Source organism: Halococcus morrhuae DSM 1307 (assembly GCF_000336695.1).
Taxonomy (GTDB): domain Archaea; phylum Halobacteriota; class Halobacteria; order Halobacteriales; family Halococcaceae; genus Halococcus; species Halococcus morrhuae.
On the sequence record NZ_AOMC01000152.1, the window covers coordinates 131,188 to 153,264 of the forward strand.

General features: G+C 66.6%; 18 protein-coding genes. 9 read left to right on the top strand and 9 right to left on the bottom strand.

Annotation, left to right across the window (positions count from 1 at the left end; translation table 11 throughout):
* Positions 1-14 precede the first annotated feature (14 nt).
* A complete protein-coding gene (locus tag C448_RS13455; protein WP_004055533.1) occupies positions 15-746 on the top strand; it encodes an ABC transporter ATP-binding protein in 732 nt (243 codons plus the stop codon).
* A complete protein-coding gene (locus C448_RS13460) occupies positions 747-1,991 on the top strand; it encodes an ABC transporter permease (RefSeq protein WP_004055534.1) in 1,245 nt (414 codons plus the stop codon).
* Here C448_RS13460 and C448_RS13465 read toward each other — a convergent pair whose 3' ends face one another.
* Entirely contained in the window at positions 1,992-2,360 is a 369-nt protein-coding gene (locus C448_RS13465) for a hypothetical protein (protein ID WP_004055535.1), read from the bottom strand.
* 52 nt (positions 2,361-2,412) lie between these two features.
* Positions 2,413-3,624, bottom strand: coding sequence for a hydroxymethylglutaryl-CoA reductase (NADPH) (gene hmgA, locus C448_RS13470; protein ID WP_004055536.1), 1,212 nt, complete (start codon positions 3,622-3,624; stop codon positions 2,413-2,415).
* Between the two features lie 79 nt (positions 3,625-3,703).
* Here hmgA and C448_RS13475 point away from each other — a divergent pair, with 79 nt between their 5' ends.
* From C448_RS13475 to nadC, 4 genes are all read left to right on the top strand, one after another.
* Positions 3,704-5,233, top strand: coding sequence for an amidohydrolase (locus tag C448_RS13475; RefSeq protein ID WP_004055537.1), 1,530 nt, complete (start codon positions 3,704-3,706; stop codon positions 5,231-5,233).
* 150 nt (positions 5,234-5,383) lie between these two features.
* Positions 5,384-6,517 carry a quinolinate synthase NadA gene (nadA, locus tag C448_RS13480; RefSeq protein ID WP_004055538.1) on the top strand — a complete coding sequence of 378 codons (1,134 nt, stop codon included), beginning with the start codon at positions 5,384-5,386 and terminating at the stop codon, positions 6,515-6,517.
* Position 6,518: 1 nt separating this feature from the next.
* Positions 6,519-8,042: an L-aspartate oxidase gene (locus tag C448_RS13485; RefSeq protein ID WP_004055539.1), complete on the top strand. Its 1,524-nt coding sequence runs from the start codon at positions 6,519-6,521 to the stop codon at positions 8,040-8,042.
* Entirely contained in the window at positions 8,032-8,892 is an 861-nt protein-coding gene (gene nadC, locus C448_RS13490; protein WP_004055540.1) for a carboxylating nicotinate-nucleotide diphosphorylase, read from the top strand. The genes C448_RS13485 and nadC overlap by 11 nt, the downstream gene beginning before the upstream one ends.
* A gap of 36 nt (positions 8,893-8,928) precedes the next feature.
* Here nadC and gpmI read toward each other — a convergent pair whose 3' ends face one another.
* On the bottom strand, positions 8,929-10,446 hold the full coding sequence (gpmI, locus tag C448_RS13495) for a 2,3-bisphosphoglycerate-independent phosphoglycerate mutase (protein WP_004055541.1): 1,518 nt from the start codon (positions 10,444-10,446) through the stop codon (positions 8,929-8,931).
* Positions 10,447-10,495: 49 nt separating this feature from the next.
* Positions 10,496-10,837, bottom strand: a complete 342-nt coding sequence (locus C448_RS13500; protein ID WP_004055542.1) for a DUF7113 family protein — start codon at positions 10,835-10,837, stop codon at positions 10,496-10,498.
* An 87-nt stretch (positions 10,838-10,924) separates the two neighbouring features.
* Between C448_RS13500 and C448_RS13505 the strand changes: the two genes are divergently transcribed.
* The gene (locus tag C448_RS13505) at positions 10,925-11,359 is read left to right on the top strand and encodes a universal stress protein (RefSeq protein ID WP_004055543.1); all 435 of its coding nucleotides are present in this window, start codon (positions 10,925-10,927) and stop codon (positions 11,357-11,359) included.
* Between the two features lie 45 nt (positions 11,360-11,404).
* Here the strand turns inward: C448_RS13505 and C448_RS13510 are convergent, their stop codons facing one another.
* The 5 genes from C448_RS13510 to C448_RS13530 form a co-directional block, all read right to left on the bottom strand.
* Positions 11,405-12,928: a glutamate--cysteine ligase family protein gene (locus C448_RS13510; protein WP_004055544.1), complete on the bottom strand. Its 1,524-nt coding sequence runs from the start codon at positions 12,926-12,928 to the stop codon at positions 11,405-11,407.
* A 114-nt stretch (positions 12,929-13,042) separates the two neighbouring features.
* Positions 13,043-13,381: a DUF5615 family PIN-like protein gene (locus C448_RS13515; protein ID WP_004055545.1), complete on the bottom strand. Its 339-nt coding sequence runs from the start codon at positions 13,379-13,381 to the stop codon at positions 13,043-13,045.
* Between the two features lie 3 nt (positions 13,382-13,384).
* Complete coding sequence (locus tag C448_RS13520; protein WP_004055546.1) at positions 13,385-13,663, bottom strand: DUF433 domain-containing protein; 279 nt, start codon at positions 13,661-13,663, stop codon at positions 13,385-13,387.
* A 61-nt stretch (positions 13,664-13,724) separates the two neighbouring features.
* Positions 13,725-14,825 (bottom strand): DNA topoisomerase IV subunit A, encoded by a 1,101-nt coding sequence (locus C448_RS13525; protein ID WP_004055547.1) that lies wholly within the window; start codon positions 14,823-14,825, stop codon positions 13,725-13,727.
* A gap of 10 nt (positions 14,826-14,835) precedes the next feature.
* Positions 14,836-17,217, bottom strand: a complete 2,382-nt coding sequence (locus C448_RS13530; RefSeq protein ID WP_004055548.1) for a DNA topoisomerase VI subunit B — start codon at positions 17,215-17,217, stop codon at positions 14,836-14,838.
* 196 nt (positions 17,218-17,413) lie between these two features.
* Here C448_RS13530 and gyrB point away from each other — a divergent pair, with 196 nt between their 5' ends.
* Both gyrB and gyrA read left to right on the top strand, forming a co-directional pair.
* Positions 17,414-19,342, top strand: a complete 1,929-nt coding sequence (gyrB, locus tag C448_RS13535; RefSeq protein ID WP_049916344.1) for a DNA topoisomerase (ATP-hydrolyzing) subunit B — start codon at positions 17,414-17,416, stop codon at positions 19,340-19,342.
* A gap of 295 nt (positions 19,343-19,637) precedes the next feature.
* Positions 19,638-22,076, top strand: coding sequence for a DNA gyrase subunit A (gene gyrA, locus C448_RS13540; protein ID WP_004055550.1), 2,439 nt, complete (start codon positions 19,638-19,640; stop codon positions 22,074-22,076).
* The last annotated feature ends 1 nt before the right edge of the window (position 22,077 follow it).

The window sequence follows — 22,077 nt, forward strand, 5'->3', positions numbered from 1 at the left end:
GCTAACGTTCGCCAGTGAGTTCCACAGCCGAGACGCCGTCGGCCGACGACCGGGTGGTCCGACTCGCGGACGTACGGAAGACCTACGACCTCGGCGGCACGGTCGAGGCGCTCGCCGGCGTCTCGCTCGCGCTCGCTGCGGGCTCGTACACGGCGGTGATGGGGCCGAGCGGCTCCGGAAAGAGCACACTCCTCAATCTCGTCGGCGCACTCGACACACCGACCGAGGGCCGGGTCACGGTCGCCGGCCACGACGTCGGGAGGGATTCGGAGGCCGAACGCGCCGGGATCCGGGGAACGGAGATCGGCTTCGTCTTCCAGACGTTCAACCTCATGCCGCGCCTGGACGCGATCGAGAACGTCGCCCTCCCCCTCCTGTTCGACGACTGGCCACGCGAGCGCCGCCGCGAGCGCACCCGCGAACTTCTCTCACTCGTGGGACTCGGCGACCGTCGCGACCACCGCCCGAACGAACTCTCCGGAGGACAGCGCCAGCGTGTCGCCATCGCCAGAGCGCTCGCACCCGATCCTGCGGTCGTGCTCGCCGACGAACCGACCGGCAACATCGACACCGAGACCGGAGCGGAGATCATGGGGCTGCTCGACGACGTGAACGCCCGCGGCAACACCGTTCTCCTGGTGACTCACGAACGAACGATCGCCGAGCACGCAGACCGGATCGTTCACATCCGTGATGGGCTCATCGAGTCGATCGAACAGCTCGACGGGGCGGGACGGAACGCGTAGATGGACGCCAGCGAGACGCTGCGGATGGCCGGACGGTCGATCCGCTCGCACAAACTCCGCTCGGCGCTCACGGTGATCGGCGTGGTCATCGGGATCGCGTCGGTCGTGACCTTCGCCTCGGTCGGCGCGAGCGTCGAGGCCGACATCGTGAGCGAGGTCGGTTCGTCGAGCGCGAGCAACGTCTACGTGCTCCCGACGCCCGCCGGCGATGACGACGGCGGACCGGGCTTCGGCGGGGTCAGCCAGCCCGTGTTCACCGAACACGACATCGATCAGTTGGAGAACACACTGGGTGTGCGGCAGGTCCTACCGCGCGGAAACGTTCGCGTGAGCGCACTCACTCACGCCAACGACACGATTTCGAGAAACCAGATCACTGCCACGACGCCCGCCTCGTTCCCCCAGGACGCGATCGTCGACGGCCGGGCCTTTCGCTCGGGTGCTGAGGAGGCCGTCGTCAGCCGCTCGGCCAGACAGGCCTTCGAGGAGAACCTCTCGGTCGGCGATCGACTCTCGATCGAATCGGAGGACGGTAACGAGACGACCGTCGACGTCGTCGGCGTCGTCAACCGGACGGCCGGCCAGCTGCCCTTTGCCTCCTTCGCCGGCCAGCCGCGGTTCTACGTGCCGACCGACCCGTTCTACGAGCGCACCCTGGAAAGCCCGGCCGTCGGCGCGAGCCAGCGCGCCTATCCCCAGCTCACGGTCGTCGCCGACCCCGCACGGGTGAGCACCGTGAAGGGAAGCGTCCAGAACTATCTCGACGGGTCGGATGCTGCCGAACTGAAGCCCGAATCGGTCGAGCTGACGGCGCAGACGAGCGGCGACTTCGTCGAGGAGATCCAGAAGATCGTCGGCCAGGTCACGCGGTTCGTCACGGCGATCGCGGTGATCGCGCTCGTCGTCGCCGCCATCGGCATCGCCAACATCATGCTCGTCAGCGTCGCCGAGCGCACCCGCGAGATCGGGATCATGAAAGCCGTCGGCGCGCGCAACCGCGACGTGATGGGACTCTTTCTCGCCGAGGCCACGATTCTGGGCGCTGTGGGGGCCGTCGTCGGACTCCCGCTCGGGATCGCGGTGAGCTACGGCGCGACGATCTACGCCGAGGTAGCGTTCACGCCGGCCTACGGCTGGTTCGCGATCGCCGTGGCCGTTGGGATCCTCGTCGGCGTCGTCGCTGGCCTCTATCCGGCGTGGCGCGCGGCACGCGTCGATCCGATCGACGCGCTTCGCTACGAGTAATCAGGGATCGTTTTTGTGGTACTCGACCGGGACGACGTCCTCGTCGCCCTCGTGGTCGGCGTTCAGATCGACCTCGTCTTTCAGTTCCGGACGCACCTCGGAGCCGAGACGTTCGGCGAGTTTCTCGATCTCTTCGTCGTCGAGTTCCGCGTCGGGATCGGGCAGGTCGAGGTCGCCGACGAACCGCTCGGGCCGCAGCGCGACGCCCGATTCGGGCTGTGTGAATGCGTCGTCGTAGATGACCATCTCCGTCTCGCCGTCCGGCGTGACGCGGATCGCTGGCTCGCCGGGAATCGAATCGACGTACTTCTGCTGGAGCGCCGTGACGACCAGATCCGGGTCGAGGACGACGCGTTCGATCTCGGTCATGGCGTCCCCGTTTCTCGCTCCTGATTTATGTCGTCACCGGCCGCGGCCCGACCTACCGCCCGAGTTCAGCGTGCGCGCTGGAGAGATGCCGGGAGGCGAGCGCCCCCATGAGGGACAGTTCGCCCGCGAGCGCGCCCGCAGCGATCACCTCGGCGAGACGGTCGGCGTTCGCACCCGGCGGGTCGCCGCTGCCGCGCAGGCCGAGCACGGAGAGTCCCTCGGACTGGGTCGGCAGTTTCGTCCCGCCGCCCACGGTGCCGACCTCCAGGCTCGCGAGCGAGACGCTCGCGTACAGTTCGTCCTCGCGGGCCTCGACGGTCGTGATGGCGTTCGCCCCCTCGACGACCTGCGCGGCGTCCTGGCCGGTCGCCAGGAACGCGGCGGCGACGACGTTCGCGGCGTGGGCGTTGAAGCCCAGACTCCCCGCCTTGGCCGATCCAATGAGGTTCTTCCTGGTGTTGAGTTCCGTGATCGCCTCGGGAGTGGCGTGCAGGTGCTCCTCGACGACGTCGTTCGGAATTCGGACGTCGGCAGTCACGCTCCTACCCCGCCCTTCGACGGCGTTGATCGCGGCGGGTTTCTTGTCGGTACAGAGGTTTCCGGAGAGCGCGACGAGCTCGGCGGTCGTCTCGCTCTCGACGACCTCACAGGCCTCGCCGGTGGCGATCGTCGCCATGTTCATCCCCATCGCGTCCTTCGTGTCGTAGCCGAATCGGAGGAAGACCGAGTCGCCGACCGCGTAGGGCGTGACGTCGACGAGTTCGCCGTGGCTCGTCGTCGATTCGGCGGCGTTGGCGAGCGCGTCGCGGTTGTCGCGCACCCACTCGACGACCGCCTCGGCCTCGACGATGTCGGTCACTCGAAAGACCGGTGCGCGCGTCATCGCCCGCTTGGTGACTCTGGCGTTCGCACCGTCGGCCGCCCGGAGCACCGCACAGCCGCGGTTGACCGAGGCGACGAGCGCGCCCTCGGTGGTCGCGAGCGGGAGGTATTTCTCGCTGTCCGCGCGCTCGCCAGCGACCGGTAGCGGGCCGGCGACGCCGAGCGGGATCTGTACCGTGCCGATCATGTTCTCGATGTTCGGCTCGGCGTCGGCGGCGTCGATGGCGTACTCGCCGACCGTATCGAGGGTCGTTCCCGCGTCGTCCGCCACCAGTTGCCGGCGTGCGGTGGCGGCGGTGTCGGCATCGGCGTGCGCTTCCAGTTCGTGCAGGGCGATCTCGCCGTCCCTGACGCGGTCGACGAGCTCCGCGGCGTCGCTCATGGCTCACCCCTCGGCTGGACGGTTCTAACCAGTTCCGCTATCCCGAAGCGTTTTCGCGCCCGCCGTGCCTCCCAAAACCATGACCGACCCTGCCGATCTCGTGCTCACGAACGCGGAGATCCACACGCTCGCCACCCCCGACACGACCGCCGAGGCGCTCGCGGTGCGCGACGGCGAGATCGTCCGCGTGGACTCGGCCTACGAGATCGACTTCCTCGACGGCGTCGATACGACCACGATCGACCTCGACGGCCGTGTCCTCCTTCCGGGATTCATCGACGCCCACACCCACATGACGGCGGTCGGCAAGCGTCTCGTCCACACCGATCTCGCGGACGCCGATTCCCGCGATGAAGCGGTCTCGCTGCTCGCCGAGCGCGCCGACGCGACCGATCGCGAGTGGATCCTCGGCTACGGCTACGACGAGAGCGACTGGGGGAGTTCACGCTATCTCGATCGGCCGGATTTGGACGACGTGAGCACCGATCGGCCGGTGGTGGCGTTCCGCGAGGACATGCACACCGCCGGTGTTAACAGTGTCGTCCTGGACCGACTCGGAAGACGACTGCCCGACGGGGATGTCCGAATCGAGAACGGCGATCCCACGGGCGTGATCGTCGAGGATGCGCTCGGCCCAGTCCGTGACGCCATCGCTCCCGATCGAGCGGAGACGCGCGAACTGCTGCTCGCAGCCCAGGAATACGCCAACGAACGCGGCGTCACGGGGGTGCATGACATGGTTCGGCAGTCACACGCACCGCGGGCCTACCGCGATCTCGATCTGGAGGACGAACTCGCCGTGCGCGTGCGCCTCAACTACTGGTCGGATCACCTCGACGCGCTCGGCGAGGTCGGACTGGCGACCGATCACGGCAGCGAGTTCGTCCGCACGGGCGCGATCAAGACGTTCACCGACGGCAGCTTCGGCGGCCGGACGGCGAAACTCGCCGAACCATACGCCGACGCGCCCGACACGACGGGCCAGTGGGTCGTCCCGCCCACCGATCTCGACGATCTCACCGAGCGCGTCGACGACGCCGGTTTCCAGATGACCGCCCACGCCATCGGCGACGCGGCCATCGACGCCGTACTCGACGCCTACGAACGGATCGACGCCGACGAGGCGCGCCACCGCATCGAACACCTCGAACTCCCCTCGGAGAAGGCGATCGAACGCCTCGCCGAGCTGGGTGCCGTCGCGTCGGTCCAGCCGAACTTCCTGAAATGGGCCGGTGAGGATGGCCTCTACGACGCCCGCCTCGGCACCGAGCGGCGGGCGCGCTCGAATCCCATTCGGGACCTGCTCGACGCCGGCATCCCCCTCGCCTTCGGCAGCGACTGCATGCCGCTCGACCCGCTGTTCGGCATCGAGCAGGTCGTCGCCGCGCCGGACGAGCGCCAGCGCCTCACCGTGACCGAGGCGTTGCGCGCGTACACCGCGGGTGCCGCGTACGCCGGCTTCGACGAGGAGCGGCTTGGAACGATCGAACCGGGCAGGAGGGCCGACTTCGTCGTTCTCGATCGCTCGCCGTGGGAAGCTTCGGACATCGCGGCCATCGACGTGGCGATGACGGTCGTCGACGGTGCGATCGTTCACGACGCGCGCTGATCGTCGATCGCCGGTCATCGATTATCGATTAACTAACTATTTTCGATTGTGTGTCCTGCCGGACAGTCAAAAGTATGCTGAACGCTGTTTGAAGTGAAAATCTTTTCAAAGACGGGTACTGGTGGCTAGCGCTGACGGAGAACGGGAACCATGCCAGAACTCGAAACCACATCCCTCGAAACAGAACTCAGCCTCTTCAAATATGACAATCTGGAGCGGCTGCCGTCACAGTACCGCGATCTTGCCGAATCCGAGCGCTCGAAACGGATCGCCGCGGCCCGCGACGAGCTCGGCGACGACGTGCTGGTGCTCGGTCACAACTATCAGCGCCGGGAGATCGTCGAGCACGCCGATTTCATCGGCGATTCCTACGCGCTCTCGCAGCGCGCCGCCGAATCGGATGCCGACTACGTCGTCTTCTGTGGCGTGACCTTCATGGCCGAGTCCGCGGACATCATCACCGACGACGACCAGACCGTGTTGCTCCCGTCGATGGAGGCGTCGTGCCCGATGGCCGGAATGGCCGAGGCGCTCCAGGTCGACGCCGCGTGGGCCGAGATCACCGCGGCCGCGCCCGACGAGACAATTATCCCGGTGACGTACATGAACTCATATGCCGACCTGAAGGCGTTCTGCGCCGATCAGGGCGGGCTGGTCTGTACCTCCTCGAACGCCCACCGCGCCTTCGAGTGGGCCTTCGAGCGCGGCGACAAAGTGCTCTTCCTCCCGGACAAACACCTCGGCGAGAACACCGCCCACAGACTCGGGATGGCGGACGACACGGCCGTCTGGGACCCGTGGGACCCCGAAGGAAAGGACGCCGACGAAGTAGCCGACGCCGACATCGTGCTCTGGGAGGGGTACTGCCAGGTTCACGAGCGATTCCGCAAAGACCACGTCACACAGGTCCGCGACGAGCATCCCGACGCGAACGTGGTCGTCCATCCCGAGTGCCGGCGCGGGGTGGTCGAGGCCGCCGACGTGGTGGGCTCGACGAGTACGATCACCGACACGGTGGCCGACGCCGACGCGGGCGAGACGTGGGCCATCGGCACCGAGATCCACCTCGCGAACCACCTCGCACGGTGGCATCCCGCGGTCGAGGTGATCCCGCTCTGTGGCGACGCGTGCATGGACTGCAACGCGATGCGCCAGATCGACCCCAACTACCTGACGTGGGTGCTCGACGGGCTCCGCGAGGGCCAGGAGCGAAACGTCATCGAGGTCGCTCCCGGGGAGAAAGAGCGCGCCGCCGTGGCGCTCGATAGGATGCTGGAGATCTGAGATGGCTGACGAATCCGATCCGACGACGGCCGACGTGCTGGTGGTCGGCAGCGGCGTCGCGGGCTGTGCGGCGGCGCTCGGGGCGGCGCGTGCGGGCAAGGACGTGCTGGTGGCGACGAAGGCCGAACGGCCGAAGGACGCGACGAGCTGGTGGGCGCAGGGCGGCGTCGCCGTCTCGCGGAGTGATGCCGAGGGGTTCAAACAGGATATCATCGCGGCGAGCGACGACACGGCCGACCCCGACGCGGTCGACGTCTTGGTCGAGAACGCGAACGAGGCAGTGCGCGACGTGCTGATCGAGACGCTCGACGTGCCGTTCGACACCACCGGAGACGATCCCGACGCGTTCGACTACGGCCGGGAGGCCGCCCACGGCGAGCGCCGTATCCTCCACGTGAACGCGAGCACCGGCCGGCACGTCCTCGGTCCCTTCCTCTCCCATCTCGACGACCACCCGAACGTCACCCTCCGTGAGGACACCGCGGCGCTCGATCTCCTCACGCGCGAGGGCCGCGTCCACGGCGCGCTCTGCGAACACGATGGCGATTGCGAGCCGATCTACGCCGGATCGACCGTGCTCGCGACGGGCGGTATCGGCGCGCTCTACGGACGATCGACCAATCCCAGCGGGGCGACCGGCGACGGGATCGCGATGGGCGCGCTCGCCGGCGCGGACGTGGCGGACATGGAGTACGTCCAGTTCCATCCGACGGTCTACGCCGGCGACGAGCCATTCCTGTTGAGCGAGGCGCTCCGCGGTGAGGGTGCGGTCCTGAGAAACGCCGACGGGGGACGGTTCATGCCCGAGCACCATCCCGACGCCGAGCTCGCACCGCGCGACGTGGTCGCCCGCGCCGTCGCTGCCGAACGCGAGCGGACGGGCGAAGTTCTGCTCGACGTTTCGCCGCTCGATTTCGAAACCGAATTTCCGGATCTCGCGGCGAACTGCGACGAGCGCGACGTCGACTACCGAACGGGGATCCCGGTCGCGCCGGCCGAGCACTTTCTCTGTGGCGGCATCACGGTCGACTCCCGTGGGCGGACGAGCCTCGACCGACTGTTCGCCGTCGGTGAGTGCTCCCGAACGGGCATCCACGGGGCGAACCGGCTGGCCTCGACGAGCCTGCTCGAAGGGCTGGTCTGGGGGCTGCGCGCCGGACGGACCGCCGCCGCGAGCGGGACCGACCCCGAGATCGTCGATGCGCCCGACCTGCGCGATAGCGATCCCGCGCTTCCGGCGGCGTTCGCGGCGGAGAAGTTCACCCGCCTTCGTGAGGTGATAGACGAATTCGTCGGTCTCTCTCGGACCCCCGATGGGCTCCGCCGAGCGAGCGCGGCCATCCGGCGGCTCAAGGGCGAGGTCGATGCCTACGTCCGCACCCGTACCTCGCGTGAGCTCTACGAACTCCGTGCGGCGACCGTGACGGCGCTGCTGATCGTCCGGGCCGCACGCGAGAACACCGATTCCCGTGGCTGTCATCATCTCGTCGACACTGCCGACGAACCCGAGGTCCATGCCGATTGATCGCAGCCGCATCGAGCGCTGGCTGCGCGAGGATCTCAGCCATCACGACGTGACAAACCACGTCCCGGGCGAGACCGCTGGGAGATTGGTCGTCACGGAGGACGGCGTCGCCGCGGGCATCGAAACGGCCGCGGCCGTCTTCGACCATCTCGGCGTCGAGACGGAGACGCTTGTCGACACTGGCGAACGTGTCGAGGCGGGCCAGCGAGTGCTGGCGGTTGACGGGCCAGCACGGGAAATCCTCCGCGGCGAGCGCGTCGCGGTCAACGTCGCGGGCCACGCCTCGGGGATCGCGACCCGAACGCATGCGGCCGTCGACGCTGCCCGCGAGGCAAGCGAGGCTCGACGAGTTGTGGACGATGGAACGGCGAACAGCCGGGAGATCGGCGACGGGGTACGGATCGCCGGCACGCGCAAGACGACGCCCGGTCTCAGAGGGATCGAAAAGCGCGCCATCGTCGCGGGCGGCGGCGACACGCACCGCCTCGACTGCTCGCAGATGGTGATGGTGAAGGAGAATCACATCGCCGAGATGGGCTTCGAGAGCGCCATCGCACACTTCCGCGAGCGCGCGTCGTTCGCCACGAAGATCGAAGTCGAGGTCGAACGCCCCGCGGACGGTCGCCGGGCCGCAGATGCCGGCGCTGACATCGTTCTCTTCGATAACCTCGCACCGGACGCGGTCGCCGAGGGTGTCGCGAAACTGCCCGACGACACGCTCGCGGAGGCCAGCGGCGGCATCACGATCGAAACGGTGCCCGAGTACGCTGCTACCGGCGTCGACGTCATTTCACTGGGCTCGCTCACCCACTCGGCCCCGGCGCTCGATTACTCGTTTCGGACGGGCTGAGGCCGTTTCTCTCGCTGAGCGAGAGCAGGACGGGCCTCAGTCGAGAAGTGAATGACCAGTCATCGCCGCGGGAACCTCGATCCCGCAGCGTTCGAGCACGGTCGGTGCGAGATCGGACAGTTCGCCGCCGTCCCGAATGTGCTTCCCGCCGCCGCCGTCGGCGGCGAGGAAGACGATCGGCACGGGGTTCGTCGTGTGCGTCGTGTCCGGATCGTCGGGCGTACCCATGTCGTCGGCGTTGCCGTGATCGGCGGTCATGAGCACGCCGGCCCCCGCCTCGCGGCAGGTTTCGACCAGTCTGGCCAGCTGCGTGTCGACGGTCTCGACGGCCTCGACGGCCGCCGCGAAATCGCCCGTGTGGCCCACCATGTCCGCGTTCGCGTAGTTGAGCACGAGCACGTCCGGGTCCTCCGATTCGATAACGCTGATGGCCGTGTCGGTCACTTCGACGGCGCTCATCGACGGCTGCTGGTCGTAGGTCGGCACGTCGGGGCTCGCGATGATCTCCCGGTGCTCGCCGTCGAACTCGACCTCGCGCCCGCCGTTCAGGAAGTAGGTCACGTGGGGGTACTTCTCGGATTCGGCGATTCGCAGTTGGGTCTTCCCGTGTGCCGCGAGCACCTCACCGAGCGTGTCGGCGGGCTCGTGGGGTGCGAACGCGACCGGGAACAAGAAGGTCTCGTCGTACTCCGTCAGCGTCACGAGCTCGACTTCGGGTGGAGTAGTTTCGGCACCCCACTCCGGCCGCGTATCGGTGAGCATGCGGACGAGTTGGCGCGCGCGGTCGGCGCGGAAGTTGAAGAAGAGGACGCTGTCGCCGTCTCGAACCATGCGTTGTGCTGCGCCCTCGATCAGCGTCGGCTCGACGAACTCGTCGGTGTCGCCGCGCTCGTAGGACTCTTCGACCGCTTCGACGGCCGTCGGAGCCGTGTGATCGGCCTCGCGCTCGACGATGGCGTCGTAGGCTCGCTTCGTGCGCGCCCAGTTCTCGTCCCGATCCATCGCGTAGTAGCGCCCAGAGACGGTGGCCACGTCGCCCGTCCCGCACCGCTCGATCACACCCTCCAGATCCGTGAGATACTCGACGGCGCTTTTGGGGGGTGTGTCCCGTCCGTCGGTAAAGGCGTGCGTGATCGCCTCGACACCCCGCTCGGCGGCGATCTCGATGAGCGCGTGGAGATGGCGCTGGTCGGAGTGGACGCCGCCGTCGCTCACCAGTCCCATCAGGTGGACGCGCCCGTCGTTCGCCGCGGCGTGGCCGAACGCCTCCTCGATGGCGTCATTACCACTGAGTTCGCCGTTCTCGACCGCCCGCGTGATGCGGGTGTAGCTCTGGTCGATGACCCGACCCGCGCCGATCGTGAGATGGCCGACCTCGCTGTTGCCCATCTGTCCCGCTGGGAGGCCGACCGCCCGCCCCGAGGTGTCGAGGGTGCCGCTCGCGCCGCGGTCGGTGAGATCGTCCATCGTCGGCGTGTCGGCCTCACGAACTGCGTCGAGTCGGTCGTGATCGCCGAGTCCCCAGCCGTCGAGCACGACGAGTGCCGCCTGCATACCCCGATTTTCGCCGGCGATGCGTAACTACCCTTCGCACTTGTCGGTTTCATTCGGCCGCCGAATCGGCCTTCTGCATCTCGACGTCCACGTCCGATTCGGCGACACCGACACGGGCGAACTGCGTCCGGAGGTGCTCTTTCGCGCCATCGACGGCCTGCTCGCGCGTCTCGAAGCCGTGGGCGACGGGCGACTCGAAGGCGACGTTCACGGTCGAATCGTTGATCTGCTGGCGCTGGCCGCCGGATTCGACCTCGTAGAAGGAGTCACAAACCCAGACGTACGGCGCGTCCTCGTCGGGCGCGCCGCTGAAGGCGGGGGCTTCCTCCCCGCGCTCGTAGAGCGTGCCGGTGAGTGCCGTGCCGCCGGCACGGCCCCGGATCAAGAGCATACTGTCGCTACCCGCCCGGCGACCAAAACCTCGGTGTTCACCGCCCGCGGCGGAGCACTTAACAACTTACCCGTGGTACCATTTCACATGGAAAAACGGCTGCTCGTCCCGATCGACGGCTCCGAGCAGGCGTGGACCGCGCTCGACCACGCCACGACCGAGCATCCTGGGGCAGCACTCACGCTGCTCTACGTCATCAACCCCGTCGGCGGCACCGCCGGCGTGAGCGCGGGCGCACAGATCGCCGACGTGGGCCACGGCGAGGAGTGGTACGAGGCCGCGGAACAGCGCGCCGAAGCCCTGTTCGAGCGTGCCCGCGAATGCATCGGCAAGCGCGAGATCGAGACCGAGACGACTGTCGGTCGGCCCGCCCGCGCCATCGCCGCGTTCGCCGAGGAGAACCCCATCGACGCGATCGTGATGGGGAGCCACGGCCGCGACGGCGTCTCGCGGATCGTCCTCGGGAGCGTCGCCGAGACCGTCGTCCGGCGCTCGCCGGTACCGGTGACGGTCGTCCGCTGACTTTCCTGTCTTCCATCGGCGACCGCGAGCCACCCGTCCGGCTCGTCAGTCGGCGAGCCAGTCGGCGAAGCTGCTGTCGCCGATGATCGTCTCGGATTGGCGGTCGATGTACGCCCGCTGCATGCCGTGGACGGCCGCTTCGAAATCGTCGCCGTCGTCGAGGCGTTCCCTGACCTCGTGGCGCTTCCAGCGCGCTGGCGTCACCTCGTGGCGGGCGCGCTGGCGCAACGGCCAGAGGTATTTCGCGGCCTCGCTCTCGGAGAGACCGCGCGATTCGAGCCCGTCCTTCGCGTGGGCAAATAGGTCGGAATAGAGTTCGTCGTACGACCGCGTCTCGCGGCCGTCGTTGGTGATCCAGACGAGATCGGCGTCGAGCCCGTCGTGCATCGCCGCGTAGAAGTTGCCGTGGGCGTCCTGCCAGTCGAGGTTCGCCACCGGATGCTCGCGCCGGGTCAGACTCTCCATCAGCCCGGCGAAGATCGCCTGAAAGGCGATGGTGTCTCGCACCGTTGGCTGGCCGCCGATCGGTCGGAACTCGATGCGGGCGTTCGCCGAGGACTTGCTCGCACCCTCGAAGACCGGTCGCACCCAGCGCCAGTAGGTGCCGTGTTTCTGGCGGAAGGTGGCGAAGGCGTCGTCGAACCGGTTCGACTCCTCGATCGGCATCGGCACGATCGTGTCGTCGGCCGCGATGCGATCGACGGCCTCTTCGGCCGAATCGAAGTCGTGCGGGAAGCGAACCTTTCCGGTGCCGCCGTCGGGGTTGAGAATGGCCTCGAAGACGTGGATGCGGTGGCTCATCCAGCCGTCGTCGAGGATCGCCTCGGGGGCGGCGTCGTCGTAGAGACTCGGCGGGAAAAACGGCGAGTTGACGCCAAGGGCGAGCAGCGGTCCCGCGATCCGCAGCGCGTAGGTGAAATATTCGGGCAGGTCCGCGGCGTGGGCGACCTGATAGTGGGGCTGGATCGAGGTGATCAGACTTTCGGGCATCACCGTGTTCGCCGACAACGAGACGTGTGGCGCGTCGACGTTCATCCCGACAGCATCCGCGCCGGCGGTGTTGGCCATCGCGTGATAGCGGACCGAGTCGCTCATGTTCGAGGCGATGCGCACCTCGCGGTCGGTGATCGAGCCGGTGAGATAGTCGCGTGCCTGCTCGCCCTCCGAGGGGATCGTCCACATGCCGTCGCTGACGAGTCGCAGGTCCGCCGATGCGACGCAGTCGAGGGCCGTGCGGAGGCGGGCGCTGACTTCGGCCTCCTGGGCGGCGAGCCCGTGTGGGTTGAGCGGCTGCGGACTCGTGCGCATCTCGGCGTTGTGCAGCCCGAGCTCCTTCTCGAACCCGATGTATTCGAGCAGGCGACGTGGCACCCGCGCCAGCGCGCTCGTCTCGCGATCCACCCCATAGAACTCGTATTCGAGCCCGATGATCGCCTGCGGGTTGTCGAACGTGCCGGCGTCGAGTTCGCGCTTGATCACCTCGGCTTCGTCCTCGGCGCGAGCGTGGAACTCCTCGCCATCGACGGCGAGCACGTCCTCGACCCGCCCCGCGAGATCCGAGCCAGACATGCCTCGCCGTGTGCGAGCGAACGACTTTAACTTCGCGACTGAGGGAAAACGATCGCCCTCGACTACTGCCTTCCGACTATCGAGCCGAACCTCGGCTCGAACCGTGTCGACCCGTCAGAGCCATTGACCCAGCCACTCGACGTGATCGGCCATCTCCCGGGTGGAGAGATACGTGTCGATGCGCCTGATTGCCCGGACGAACTCGCCCGGCGATCGGCCCTGGTTGCTGTATCTGATAATTCCGGCGTGTTCCATCTCACGACCCAACACGGCGAAATCGTCGTCGTTCGTCAGGATGATTCGTCCCCGCTGGCGACACTCCGCGAGATGTGCTTCGTCGGCGAGCCCTCGTTCGTACTCGTCGCCCACTGTCTCGACGGCGTAGCCCTCGGCTTCGAGTGCCGTGACGATCGCGCTATCGACGTGTTCGTCGGCGCGAAAGGAGAGACTCATTCGTCACTGCTCGATCGTTTCGGGCGCTTTCGACTCGCGGCGCAGCTGTTCGTCGCGCTCGCGTCGGCGCTCGCGCGCGGCGTTCATCTCGTCGATGTGCTCGTAGTAGTACGCGAGCGCGGCGTACACCTCCGCGAGCGTGATGTCGAGCTGATCGACGACGTGTTCGGGCGTCCGACCGTGATCGAGCACTCGCTCGGCGATGTCGAGCACCGCGATCCGACGACCATCGAGGCGAGCCTTCCCGCCGAGCACGCCCTCGGTCTTCACGATCTCGGCCATGTCACCCTTCATCGCTCCCGGGAGATAAGCCTCCGGGCCCGACGTTCCGTTGGTTCGCCCGTTACAGCACGCCCATCTCGGTCAGTCGCTCCGGGAGATACGTGTCGGTGACGAAGTCCAGCCCCCGGGAGGCGAGCGCCTGCTGTTCGGCCTTCTTCCCGATGTCGAGCTGGAGCTCGATCTGCTCGCGCCAGTAGTCGGTCTGGAAGCGGGGATCGCTGAGCTCGCTTTCGAGGGCGTTGATATCCGAATCCGCCAGCGGATCGGTCGGGAGATCGTACTCGACGATATCCGTGGGTTGGATCCCGACGAACTTCGCTTCGGGCGTGGCGAGATAGTCCGAGAGGTGGGCTGACTTGATCGAACCGTAGGCCACCGAACCGTAGATCCGATAGGACCACGGGTCGCCGTCAGTGAACACCACGACGGGGAGATCGAGCTCGTTGTGGAGGCGTTTGGTGATCCGCCGGGTCGCGCGGGCGGGCTGGCCCTTGAGGTGGACGACGATCGTGCCGTAGTCGTCGTCGAACCCGTTCTCGACGAGTCTGTCGCGCATCCCACCCGTCTCGACGCAGAGGATGAACTCGGCGTCGTGATCCAGGAACTCGATCGTGTCCGGGTTGTTCGGGATCTGGTAGCCACCCTCGCCGACGTCCTTCTGGCAATGGATCTCGCGCTCGCCGCGGCGCGTCTGTTCGCGGAGATAGAGCGGGCCCATCAGCGTGGCCCCCGACTCCTCCGGGCGCATGTGGAAGTCCTCACGGGTCACCTCCGAGACGATTTCGAGGTCCTCGACGAGCTGGTTCGACTCGTCCTGATCCGAGAACTGTGCCTCCTCGTTGTCCCAGCTCTCCGAGAGATAGTAGAGCTCACGCAGCGTCGACGAGCGATCCTCGCCGAGCTGGTCGGCGAGGAAGTCGATCGTGTAGATCGCCTTGAGGAGCTTGCGCGCGCCGCGAACCGAGTTCGCGCTGCGCGTGCTCGTGCGATCGCCGTAGACCCAGACGTCACTGTTCTCGTCGTACTCGATGTTGGATTTCGTCCGCGTCGGCAGCTCCATCTCCGGGATCTGGCCGGCGGCGAACTGGTCGTAGAAGTCGGCGGCGAGATCGATGAGTCGCTCGCGTGCCGAATCGTCGCTGTCGGATCTGTCGGTGCTCATTGTTGTGCAGCTATGTGTTGACGGTGAGTTTCGCGCTCTCGATGCCGGTCACGTCGAGATCGTAGTCGCTCTCGTCGGCGAGCTCGTACTGCAGGACGCTGTCGTCGTCGCTGCCGACCTCCGGCGACCACTTGATGAACCACTCGCCGTCCATCTCGACGACGCGTGCGCCGTCGGAGACGCTCGTCGGTTCGGCCGAGACGATCTCGGTCAGTTCGGGCGATGCGCTGGTCCCGCTGTTGTTCTCGACGACGAGCTCGACGTGGGAGTTCTCGATGCGGCGCTCGACGAGGACGTTGTTCATGATGCGCGCGAGCGAGTCGTCGATCTTCAGCTCCTCGCGCTCGGTGACGGTCGCGAGCTTGTCGGCCATCTCGGGGAGGATCGAGCCGAGGACGTCCTGTTTCTCCTGACGCTGTTGCATCGAGCGACGCTTGTTCAGATAGCTCTTCAGCTCGCGGGCGGCCTCGCGGACGGCGAGTTCGATCTCGTCCTCGATCGCCGGGATGTTGGCGATGGCGTCCTTCGACTCGCTCGTGAAGGGCACGTTCGTCGAGGCGACGTGGATCATGATCACCGCCGGTCCGTTGGGCATGCCCGAGCCGCCGGGCTGGTCGAGCCCGTAGTTGCGCCAGCCGATCCCCTTGAGAACGTCGGTGGTCGCACAGGCCCCTCGCTGGTAGACCAGTGGAACCCGGTTCGCAAAGCGGAGCAGCTCGACGCTCCCCTCGGCGGGGAGATCGCCGCCGTAGGCGATGCCGGCCTCGACGATGAACGGATCACCGCCGTGGACGCCCGCGTCGCGCGTCGCCGAGGCGTAGAAGTCGGCGTCGAATTCCTTTTCCAGCCCCGAGCGCACGAGATCGGCCGTGATCGGCGAGAGACAGTCCGTCGGCGGTGCGATGATGTCCGTCTCGCTCATCGCGCTCAGGAGAGCACTCGCGGTATCACGATCGTCGGCGACGGCGGCGACGTTCGGCGGATCGTCGGGTACCGTCCGCGCGACGCTCCAGAGCGCGTCCGCGACGTTCTCGCGTGCGGTCTCGCCGAAGGAGACGTCCTCGCGCTCGGCGGTCATCGCGGCGGCGCGCTCGACGTATTCTTCGAGCGTCTCCCGTCGCAGTCGGTCGCGCACTTGACCCTCGCCGTCGAACTTCGCCGCCAGTCGCTCGGCGAACGACTCGATGACGCCGTCGTCCTTGCGCGTGCTCGTCGCCTCGTCAGTTAGCGTGTAGAGATCGGCCGTCCGATCGTCGCGGACGATCGTCCAGGCCGCGGCGACGGCCTTCTCCTGTACTGTGTCGCCGAACGTCGTTCCCGTCTCGTCGGTCGTCGCCACGGCAGCGTGCTCGACGAGCGTCGCGAGTTCGTGATGCGCGAGCCGGTCGTGGTCACGGATGGCGTCGGCGACGCGGCCGGCGAACTCGTCGGTGGCCGCTTGTCCCTTGTTCGCCACTGCTTCCGTGACAGCCGCCTCGATGTCCGCCTCGTGGGTCGCCGGCGTCCGCCACGCCATCTCGCGGCCGTAGTGGCGGTCGGTGAACGCCGCGATGACGTTGGTCGCCGTCTTCGTGCCGACGCGGGTGAACTCCCCCTGGAGGAACCCCGAGACGCTGTAGGAGTCGGTCGCTTCGAGCATCTTGAGCAGCGTGCCGAGCTCGACACCGTGGGGATGGGGACGGATCTCCTCGGTTTCGGCGGGGAGCTGATCGGTCGCGCGCTCGGCCTTGAACTCGCCGTTTGGCTCGCGGAGCTCGATGCGAGCATGAGGATTGACGACCGCGGTGTGTTTCACGTAGTCCCTGAGCTGACCGCGTGCGCGCATGTTTGCCTCCATCTCCAGTTCGATGCGCGTGCCGTGGGTCCGATCCCAGGTCGTCGTCTCGTCGACGGAGACCTCGGGCTCGTTCGAGTCGGTGTCGATGATGAGTTCGAAATATTTCGCCTCGCCACCCTGCGTCCGGCTGGTGATCTTCGCGGGTTTGCCGCTGGTGAGCTGTGAGTAGAGCACCGCCGCCGAGATACCGATCCCCTGCTGACCGCGGGCCTGCTCGCGTTTGTGAAAGCGCGAGCCATAGAGCAGTTTCCCGAACACCTTGGGGAGTTCCTCGGTCGTGATGCCGGGGCCGTTGTCCTCGACAACGAGGCGGTAGTAGTCGCCGACCTCCTCGATCTCGATGTAGATGTCGGGGAGATGGCCGGCTTCCTCGGCGGCGTCGAGCGCGTTGTCGACGGCCTCCTTGACGGCGGTGACGAGCCCTCGGGCCCCGCTGTCGAACCCGAGCATATGCTTGTTCTTCTCGAAGAACTCGGCGATGGAGATCGAACGCTGGCTCGCCGCCAGCTCGTCGGCGACCCCCTCGTCGTCAAGCGTCGACTGGAGGGATGGCATTACCCGGCGTATTCGAGCGACGGTTAAAACGACCGCGGTAGCAGGGTGGAAGTGGAGGTGTCGCTGGGGGAGTCGAACCGAATACGTGCCCGTCGGCCATCGTATTGGACGAATCCGTTCGCCTCCACCGTGCTCTCGGCCGCGCGCGTGCGGGAGACTTATCACCGCGGGACCGCTAGCAATCGATAGCTTATATATGCCCCAGGACGAGTACGGAGCCGGTCAGATACAGGTCTTAGAAGGGCTACAGGCGGTACGAAAACGCCCGGCGATGTATATCGGTTCGACGGACGCGCGTGGTCTCCATCATCTGGTGTACGAGGTCGTCGACAACGCCATCGACGAGGCGCTCGCCGGCCACTGCGATTCGATCTCGGTCACGGTCCACGACGACGAGCACCCCTCGGTGAGCGTGACCGACGATGGCCGTGGGATCCCGGTCGACGAGCACGAGGACGGCAAATCCGCCCTCGAAGTGATCATGACCGTGCTCCACGCCGGCGGGAAGTTCGACAAGGAGTCCTACCAGGTTTCGGGTGGGCTTCACGGCGTCGGCATCTCCGTGGTGAACGCGCTCTCGAAGTGGGTCGAGGTGACCGTCAAGCGCGACGGCGCGGTCTGGGAGCAACGCTTCGACCACGGCGAGCCCGACGGCGATCTCGAACGGGTTCGTGATCTCCGCGAGGACGAATCGACCGGCACGAAACTCCAGTTCTGGCCCGACGAGGCGGTCTTCACCGATACGACGTTCGACGCCTCGACGCTCGCCAACCGGCTGCGCGAACTCGCCTTCCTCAACTCCGGCGTCGAGATCGAACTCGACGACGAACGCGACGGGAGCCGCGAACGGTTCCGCTACGACGGCGGCATCCGCGAGTTCGTCGTCTATCTCAACGAGACCAAGAGCGCCCTCCACGAGGACGTCATCTACTTCGACGACGCCGCCACCGTCGAGGACGGCGAGATATCCGTCGAGATCGCACTCCAGGCGACCGACGAGCTTCAGGGCTCGATCCACGCCTTCGCCAACAACATCAACACCCGCGAGGGCGGCACCCATCTCACCGGGTTCAAGACCGCGCTCACGCGGGTCGTCAACGATTACGCGAGCGAGCACGGGCTCCTGAAACCGCTCGACGACGAGAACCTCACGGGCAGCGACATCCGCGAGGGGCTCACGGCGGTGATCTCGATCAAACACCCCGACCCGCAGTTCGAGGGCCAGACCAAGACCAAACTCGGCAACAGCGAGGTCCGTGGCGTCGTCGAGAGCGCCGTCCACGAACAGCTGAACACCTACTTCGAGGAACATCCCGACACCGCCGAGGCGGTCATCGGTAAAGCAGTCGAGGCCGCCAAAGCCCGCCGCGCGGCCAAGAAGGCCGAGGAGCTCACCCGCCGGAAGTCGGCGCTCGAATCCACGGCGCTCCCGGGCAAGCTCGCCGACTGTCAGAGCCGCGATCCGAAGGACTCCGAACTGTTCATCGTCGAGGGCGACTCGGCCGGCGGCAGCGCCAAACAGGGCCGCGACCGCGAGTTCCAGGCCATCCTTCCCCTGTTCGGCAAGGTGCTGAACGTCGAGAAACACCGGTTGGATCGCATTCTCGAAAACGAGAAGATTCGCAACCTCATCACCGCCATCGGCGCGGGCGTCGACGAGGAGTTCGACGTCGAGGAGACGCGCTATCACAAGATCATCATCATGACCGATGCGGACGTCGACGGCGCGCACATCCGCACGCTCTATCTCACCCTGCTCTATCGGTATCTCACGCCGCTGATCGAGGCTGGCTACGTCTATGCCGCCCAACCACCGCTCTACCGGGTTCGCAACGGCGGCGAAACCTACGATGCGATGACCGAAGCAGAACGCGACGAGATCGTCGAGGAGCAATGCGGTGGCACGCCCGATCAGGTCCAGCGGTTCAAAGGACTGGGTGAGATGAACCCCGAGCAGCTCTGGGAGACGACGATGAACCCCGAAAACCGTATCCTGAAGCAGATCACCCTGGAGGACGCCGCCGCCGCGGACAAGATGTTCAACGTCCTGATGGGTGACGCCGTCGAACCCCGCCGGGAGTTCATCAAGAGCCACGCGACCGATGCCGATTGGGTAGACATCTAACCGTGTACCGTTCCAGTTCGGGCTGCTCGGAAACGCTTCGCTCTCGCGCTACTCACAAAAAGCGACGCCAAGAACACCCGCTCGCTCCCTGCGGTCGCTCGCGATACGGTTGCTGGTGCGGCCGCAACTACTCCGCACAGCACCCCAGAAGCCCTCGGCCCGCTACGCGGGCCTCGCCCTTCATCCACCAGGAACAGTCCCACAACCACATCGACACGGCCACACCGCAGCCGCACCGCCACAGCGCGGTAGCCGCGCTGTAACCCCGTTTCAGTATCACCGATAGCTACACCACATGAGTTCAGACATCCCCCAACCAGGATCGAACGCGGCCGCGAACGTCGATTCGGTCCGCATCGAAGACGAGATGGAACAGTCGTATATCGACTACGCGATGAGCGTCATCGCCGGGCGCGCGCTGCCCGACGTCCGTGACGGTCTCAAACCCGTCCACCGGCGCATCCTCTACGCGATGCACGAGGAGGGCGTCACCAGCGGATCGGGCCATCGGAAGTCCTCCTCGGTCGTGGGCGATACGATGGGTGATTACCACCCGCACGGCGATTCGGCGATCTACGACGCGCTCGCCAGGCTGGCCCAGGACTTCTCGATGCGCGCGCCGCTGGTCGACGGGCAGGGTAACTTCGGTTCCGTCGACGGCGATCCGCCAGCCGCGATGCGCTACACCGAGGCGCGGATGAGCTCCATCGCCGAGAAGTTGCTCTCCGATATCGAGAAGGACACCGTCGATTTCACGCCGAACTACGACGACCGCCTCGAAGAGCCGGACGTCCTCCCGTCGGCGTTCCCGAACCTGCTCGTCAACGGCTCCTCGGGCATCGCGGTCGGGATGAGCACGAACGTCCCGCCGCACAACCTGGGAGAGGTAATCGACGCGACGATCCACCTAATCGAGAACCCCGACTGCACTGTCGAGGATCTGATGGAGCACGTGAAGGGGCCGGATTTCCCCACCGGAGCGGAGATCGTCGGCCGCGAGGCGATCCACTCGGCGTACACCACCGGTCGCGGTCGCGTGCGGATGCGCGCGAGCTACGAGATCGAGGAGATGGGCAATCGTGAGCGCATCGTTATCACCGAACTGCCCTACCAGCAGAACAAGGCCAAACTCGTCGAGCACATCGCCGAGCTCGTCAACGACGGGACGCTCGACGGCGTGAGCGATCTCCGCGACGAGTCCGACCGCGACGGCATCCGCATCGTCGTCGAACTCAAGCGCGGCGCACTCACGGACGTCGTCGAGAACCAGCTGCTCGAACACTGCCTCGAAAAGACGTTCGGCGTCATCAATCTCGCGCTGGTCGACGGCGAACCGCAGGTGCTCGATCTGAAAGAACTCATCAGCCACTACCTGAAGCACCGCCGCGAGGTCGTTCGGCGACGTTCCCAGCACGACCTCGACGAGGCCGAGGAGCGCGCCCACATCCTCTCCGGGCGGCTGACGGCGCTCGAAAACGCCGACGACGTCGTCGAACTGATCCGCGAGGCCGACGACCGCGACGGGGCCAAGAGCGCTCTCAGGGAGGTCTACGAGTTCTCCGAGCGACAGGCCGACCACATCGTCCGGATGCAGTTGGGGAGCCTGACGGCGCTCGAAGCCGAGGAGATCGAAACCGAGTACGAGAACGTCGAGAGCGAGATCGACCGCCTCGAAACCATCCTCGCGAGCGACGCCGAGCTCGATCGCGTCATCACCGACGAACTGCGCGCGGTCCAGGACGAGTACGCCGACGACCGCCGGACGCGGATCGTCGAGGACTACGGCACCGTCACGCACGAGGACCTCATCCCCGACGAGGAGGTCGTCGTCGTGATGACCGAGAACGACTACATCAAGCGGATGCCAGCCGGCCAGTTCGATCCCCAGGGTCGCGGCGGCAAGGGGATCATCGGCACGAAACTGAAGGACGGCGACCGCGTCTCGGCGGTGTTCCGGGCGAACACTCACGACTACCTCCTCACGTTCACCAACCAAGGCTACGTCTACCGCCTCAAGGTCTACGAGGTGCCCGAGATGGGCCGGACCGCCCGCGGGAAATCCGCGATCAACCTCGTCGATCTCGACGACGGCGAAGCCATCACCGCCGTCGTGGCGACCGACGACCTCACCGACGAGGAGTGTCTCACGATGGTCACGCGCGATGGCTACGTCAAGCGGACCTGCGCGAGCGAGTTCGAGAACATCCACTCGGGCGGGCTGATCGCCACCCGACTGGAGGACGGCGACGAACTCGTCGACGTCGCAGTCACCGATGACGACGGCGACCTGCTGATCGGCACCCAACGGGGGATGGCGATCCGCTTCCCGAAGGAGGAGGCCCGAGAGATGGGGCGGAGCGCCCGCGGCGTCAACGGCGTCGATCTCCAGGGTGACGACGCGGTCGCAGGGGTCGTCACCGCCACCGACGACGCCGACCTCCTCACCGTCACCGAGAACGGCTACGGCAAGCGCACACCGATGAGCGAGTACAGCACCCAGTCACGCTACGGTAAGGGACTGAAGGACATCAAGACGAACGAGCGCAACGGTCGCGTCACCGCCATCGAGAGCGCGACCGCCGACGACGATCTCGTGGCGATGAGCGACACCGGACAGATCATGCGCACGCCCGTCGGCGATATCTCGACCGTCGGCCGGAACACGATGGGCGTGACGATCATGGCGCTCGAAGACGGCGACGGTATCGCCTGTATCGACGTGCTCGAAACGTAGC

Excerpts from the sequence above, each read along its gene's own strand:
- C448_RS13465 (WP_004055535.1), bottom strand. The coding sequence starts at position 2,360 with ATGACCGAGATCGAACGCGTCGTCCTCGACCCGGATCTGGTCGTCACG.
- C448_RS13475 (WP_004055537.1), top strand. The coding sequence starts at position 3,704 with ATGACCGACCCTGCCGATCTCGTGCTCACGAACGCGGAGATCCACACG.
- C448_RS13520 (WP_004055546.1), bottom strand. The coding sequence starts at position 13,663 with ATGGCCGAGATCGTGAAGACCGAGGGCGTGCTCGGCGGGAAGGCTCGC.
- gpmI (WP_004055541.1), bottom strand. The coding sequence starts at position 10,446 with ATGCAGGCGGCACTCGTCGTGCTCGACGGCTGGGGACTCGGCGATCAC.
- nadA (WP_004055538.1), top strand. The coding sequence starts at position 5,384 with ATGCCAGAACTCGAAACCACATCCCTCGAAACAGAACTCAGCCTCTTC.
- C448_RS13500 (WP_004055542.1), bottom strand. The coding sequence starts at position 10,837 with ATGCTCTTGATCCGGGGCCGTGCCGGCGGCACGGCACTCACCGGCACG.
- C448_RS13510 (WP_004055544.1), bottom strand. The coding sequence starts at position 12,928 with ATGTCTGGCTCGGATCTCGCGGGGCGGGTCGAGGACGTGCTCGCCGTC.
- C448_RS13505 (WP_004055543.1), top strand. The coding sequence starts at position 10,925 with ATGGAAAAACGGCTGCTCGTCCCGATCGACGGCTCCGAGCAGGCGTGG.
- C448_RS13515 (WP_004055545.1), bottom strand. The coding sequence starts at position 13,381 with ATGAGTCTCTCCTTTCGCGCCGACGAACACGTCGATAGCGCGATCGTC.
- C448_RS13525 (WP_004055547.1), bottom strand. The coding sequence starts at position 14,825 with ATGAGCACCGACAGATCCGACAGCGACGATTCGGCACGCGAGCGACTC.
- gyrA (WP_004055550.1), top strand. The coding sequence starts at position 19,638 with ATGAGTTCAGACATCCCCCAACCAGGATCGAACGCGGCCGCGAACGTC.
- C448_RS13530 (WP_004055548.1), bottom strand. The coding sequence starts at position 17,217 with ATGCCATCCCTCCAGTCGACGCTTGACGACGAGGGGGTCGCCGACGAG.
- nadC (WP_004055540.1), top strand. The coding sequence starts at position 8,032 with ATGCCGATTGATCGCAGCCGCATCGAGCGCTGGCTGCGCGAGGATCTC.
- gyrB (WP_049916344.1), top strand. The coding sequence starts at position 17,414 with ATGCCCCAGGACGAGTACGGAGCCGGTCAGATACAGGTCTTAGAAGGG.
- hmgA (WP_004055536.1), bottom strand. The coding sequence starts at position 3,624 with ATGAGCGACGCCGCGGAGCTCGTCGACCGCGTCAGGGACGGCGAGATC.
- C448_RS13460 (WP_004055534.1), top strand. The coding sequence starts at position 747 with ATGGACGCCAGCGAGACGCTGCGGATGGCCGGACGGTCGATCCGCTCG.
- C448_RS13485 (WP_004055539.1), top strand. The coding sequence starts at position 6,519 with ATGGCTGACGAATCCGATCCGACGACGGCCGACGTGCTGGTGGTCGGC.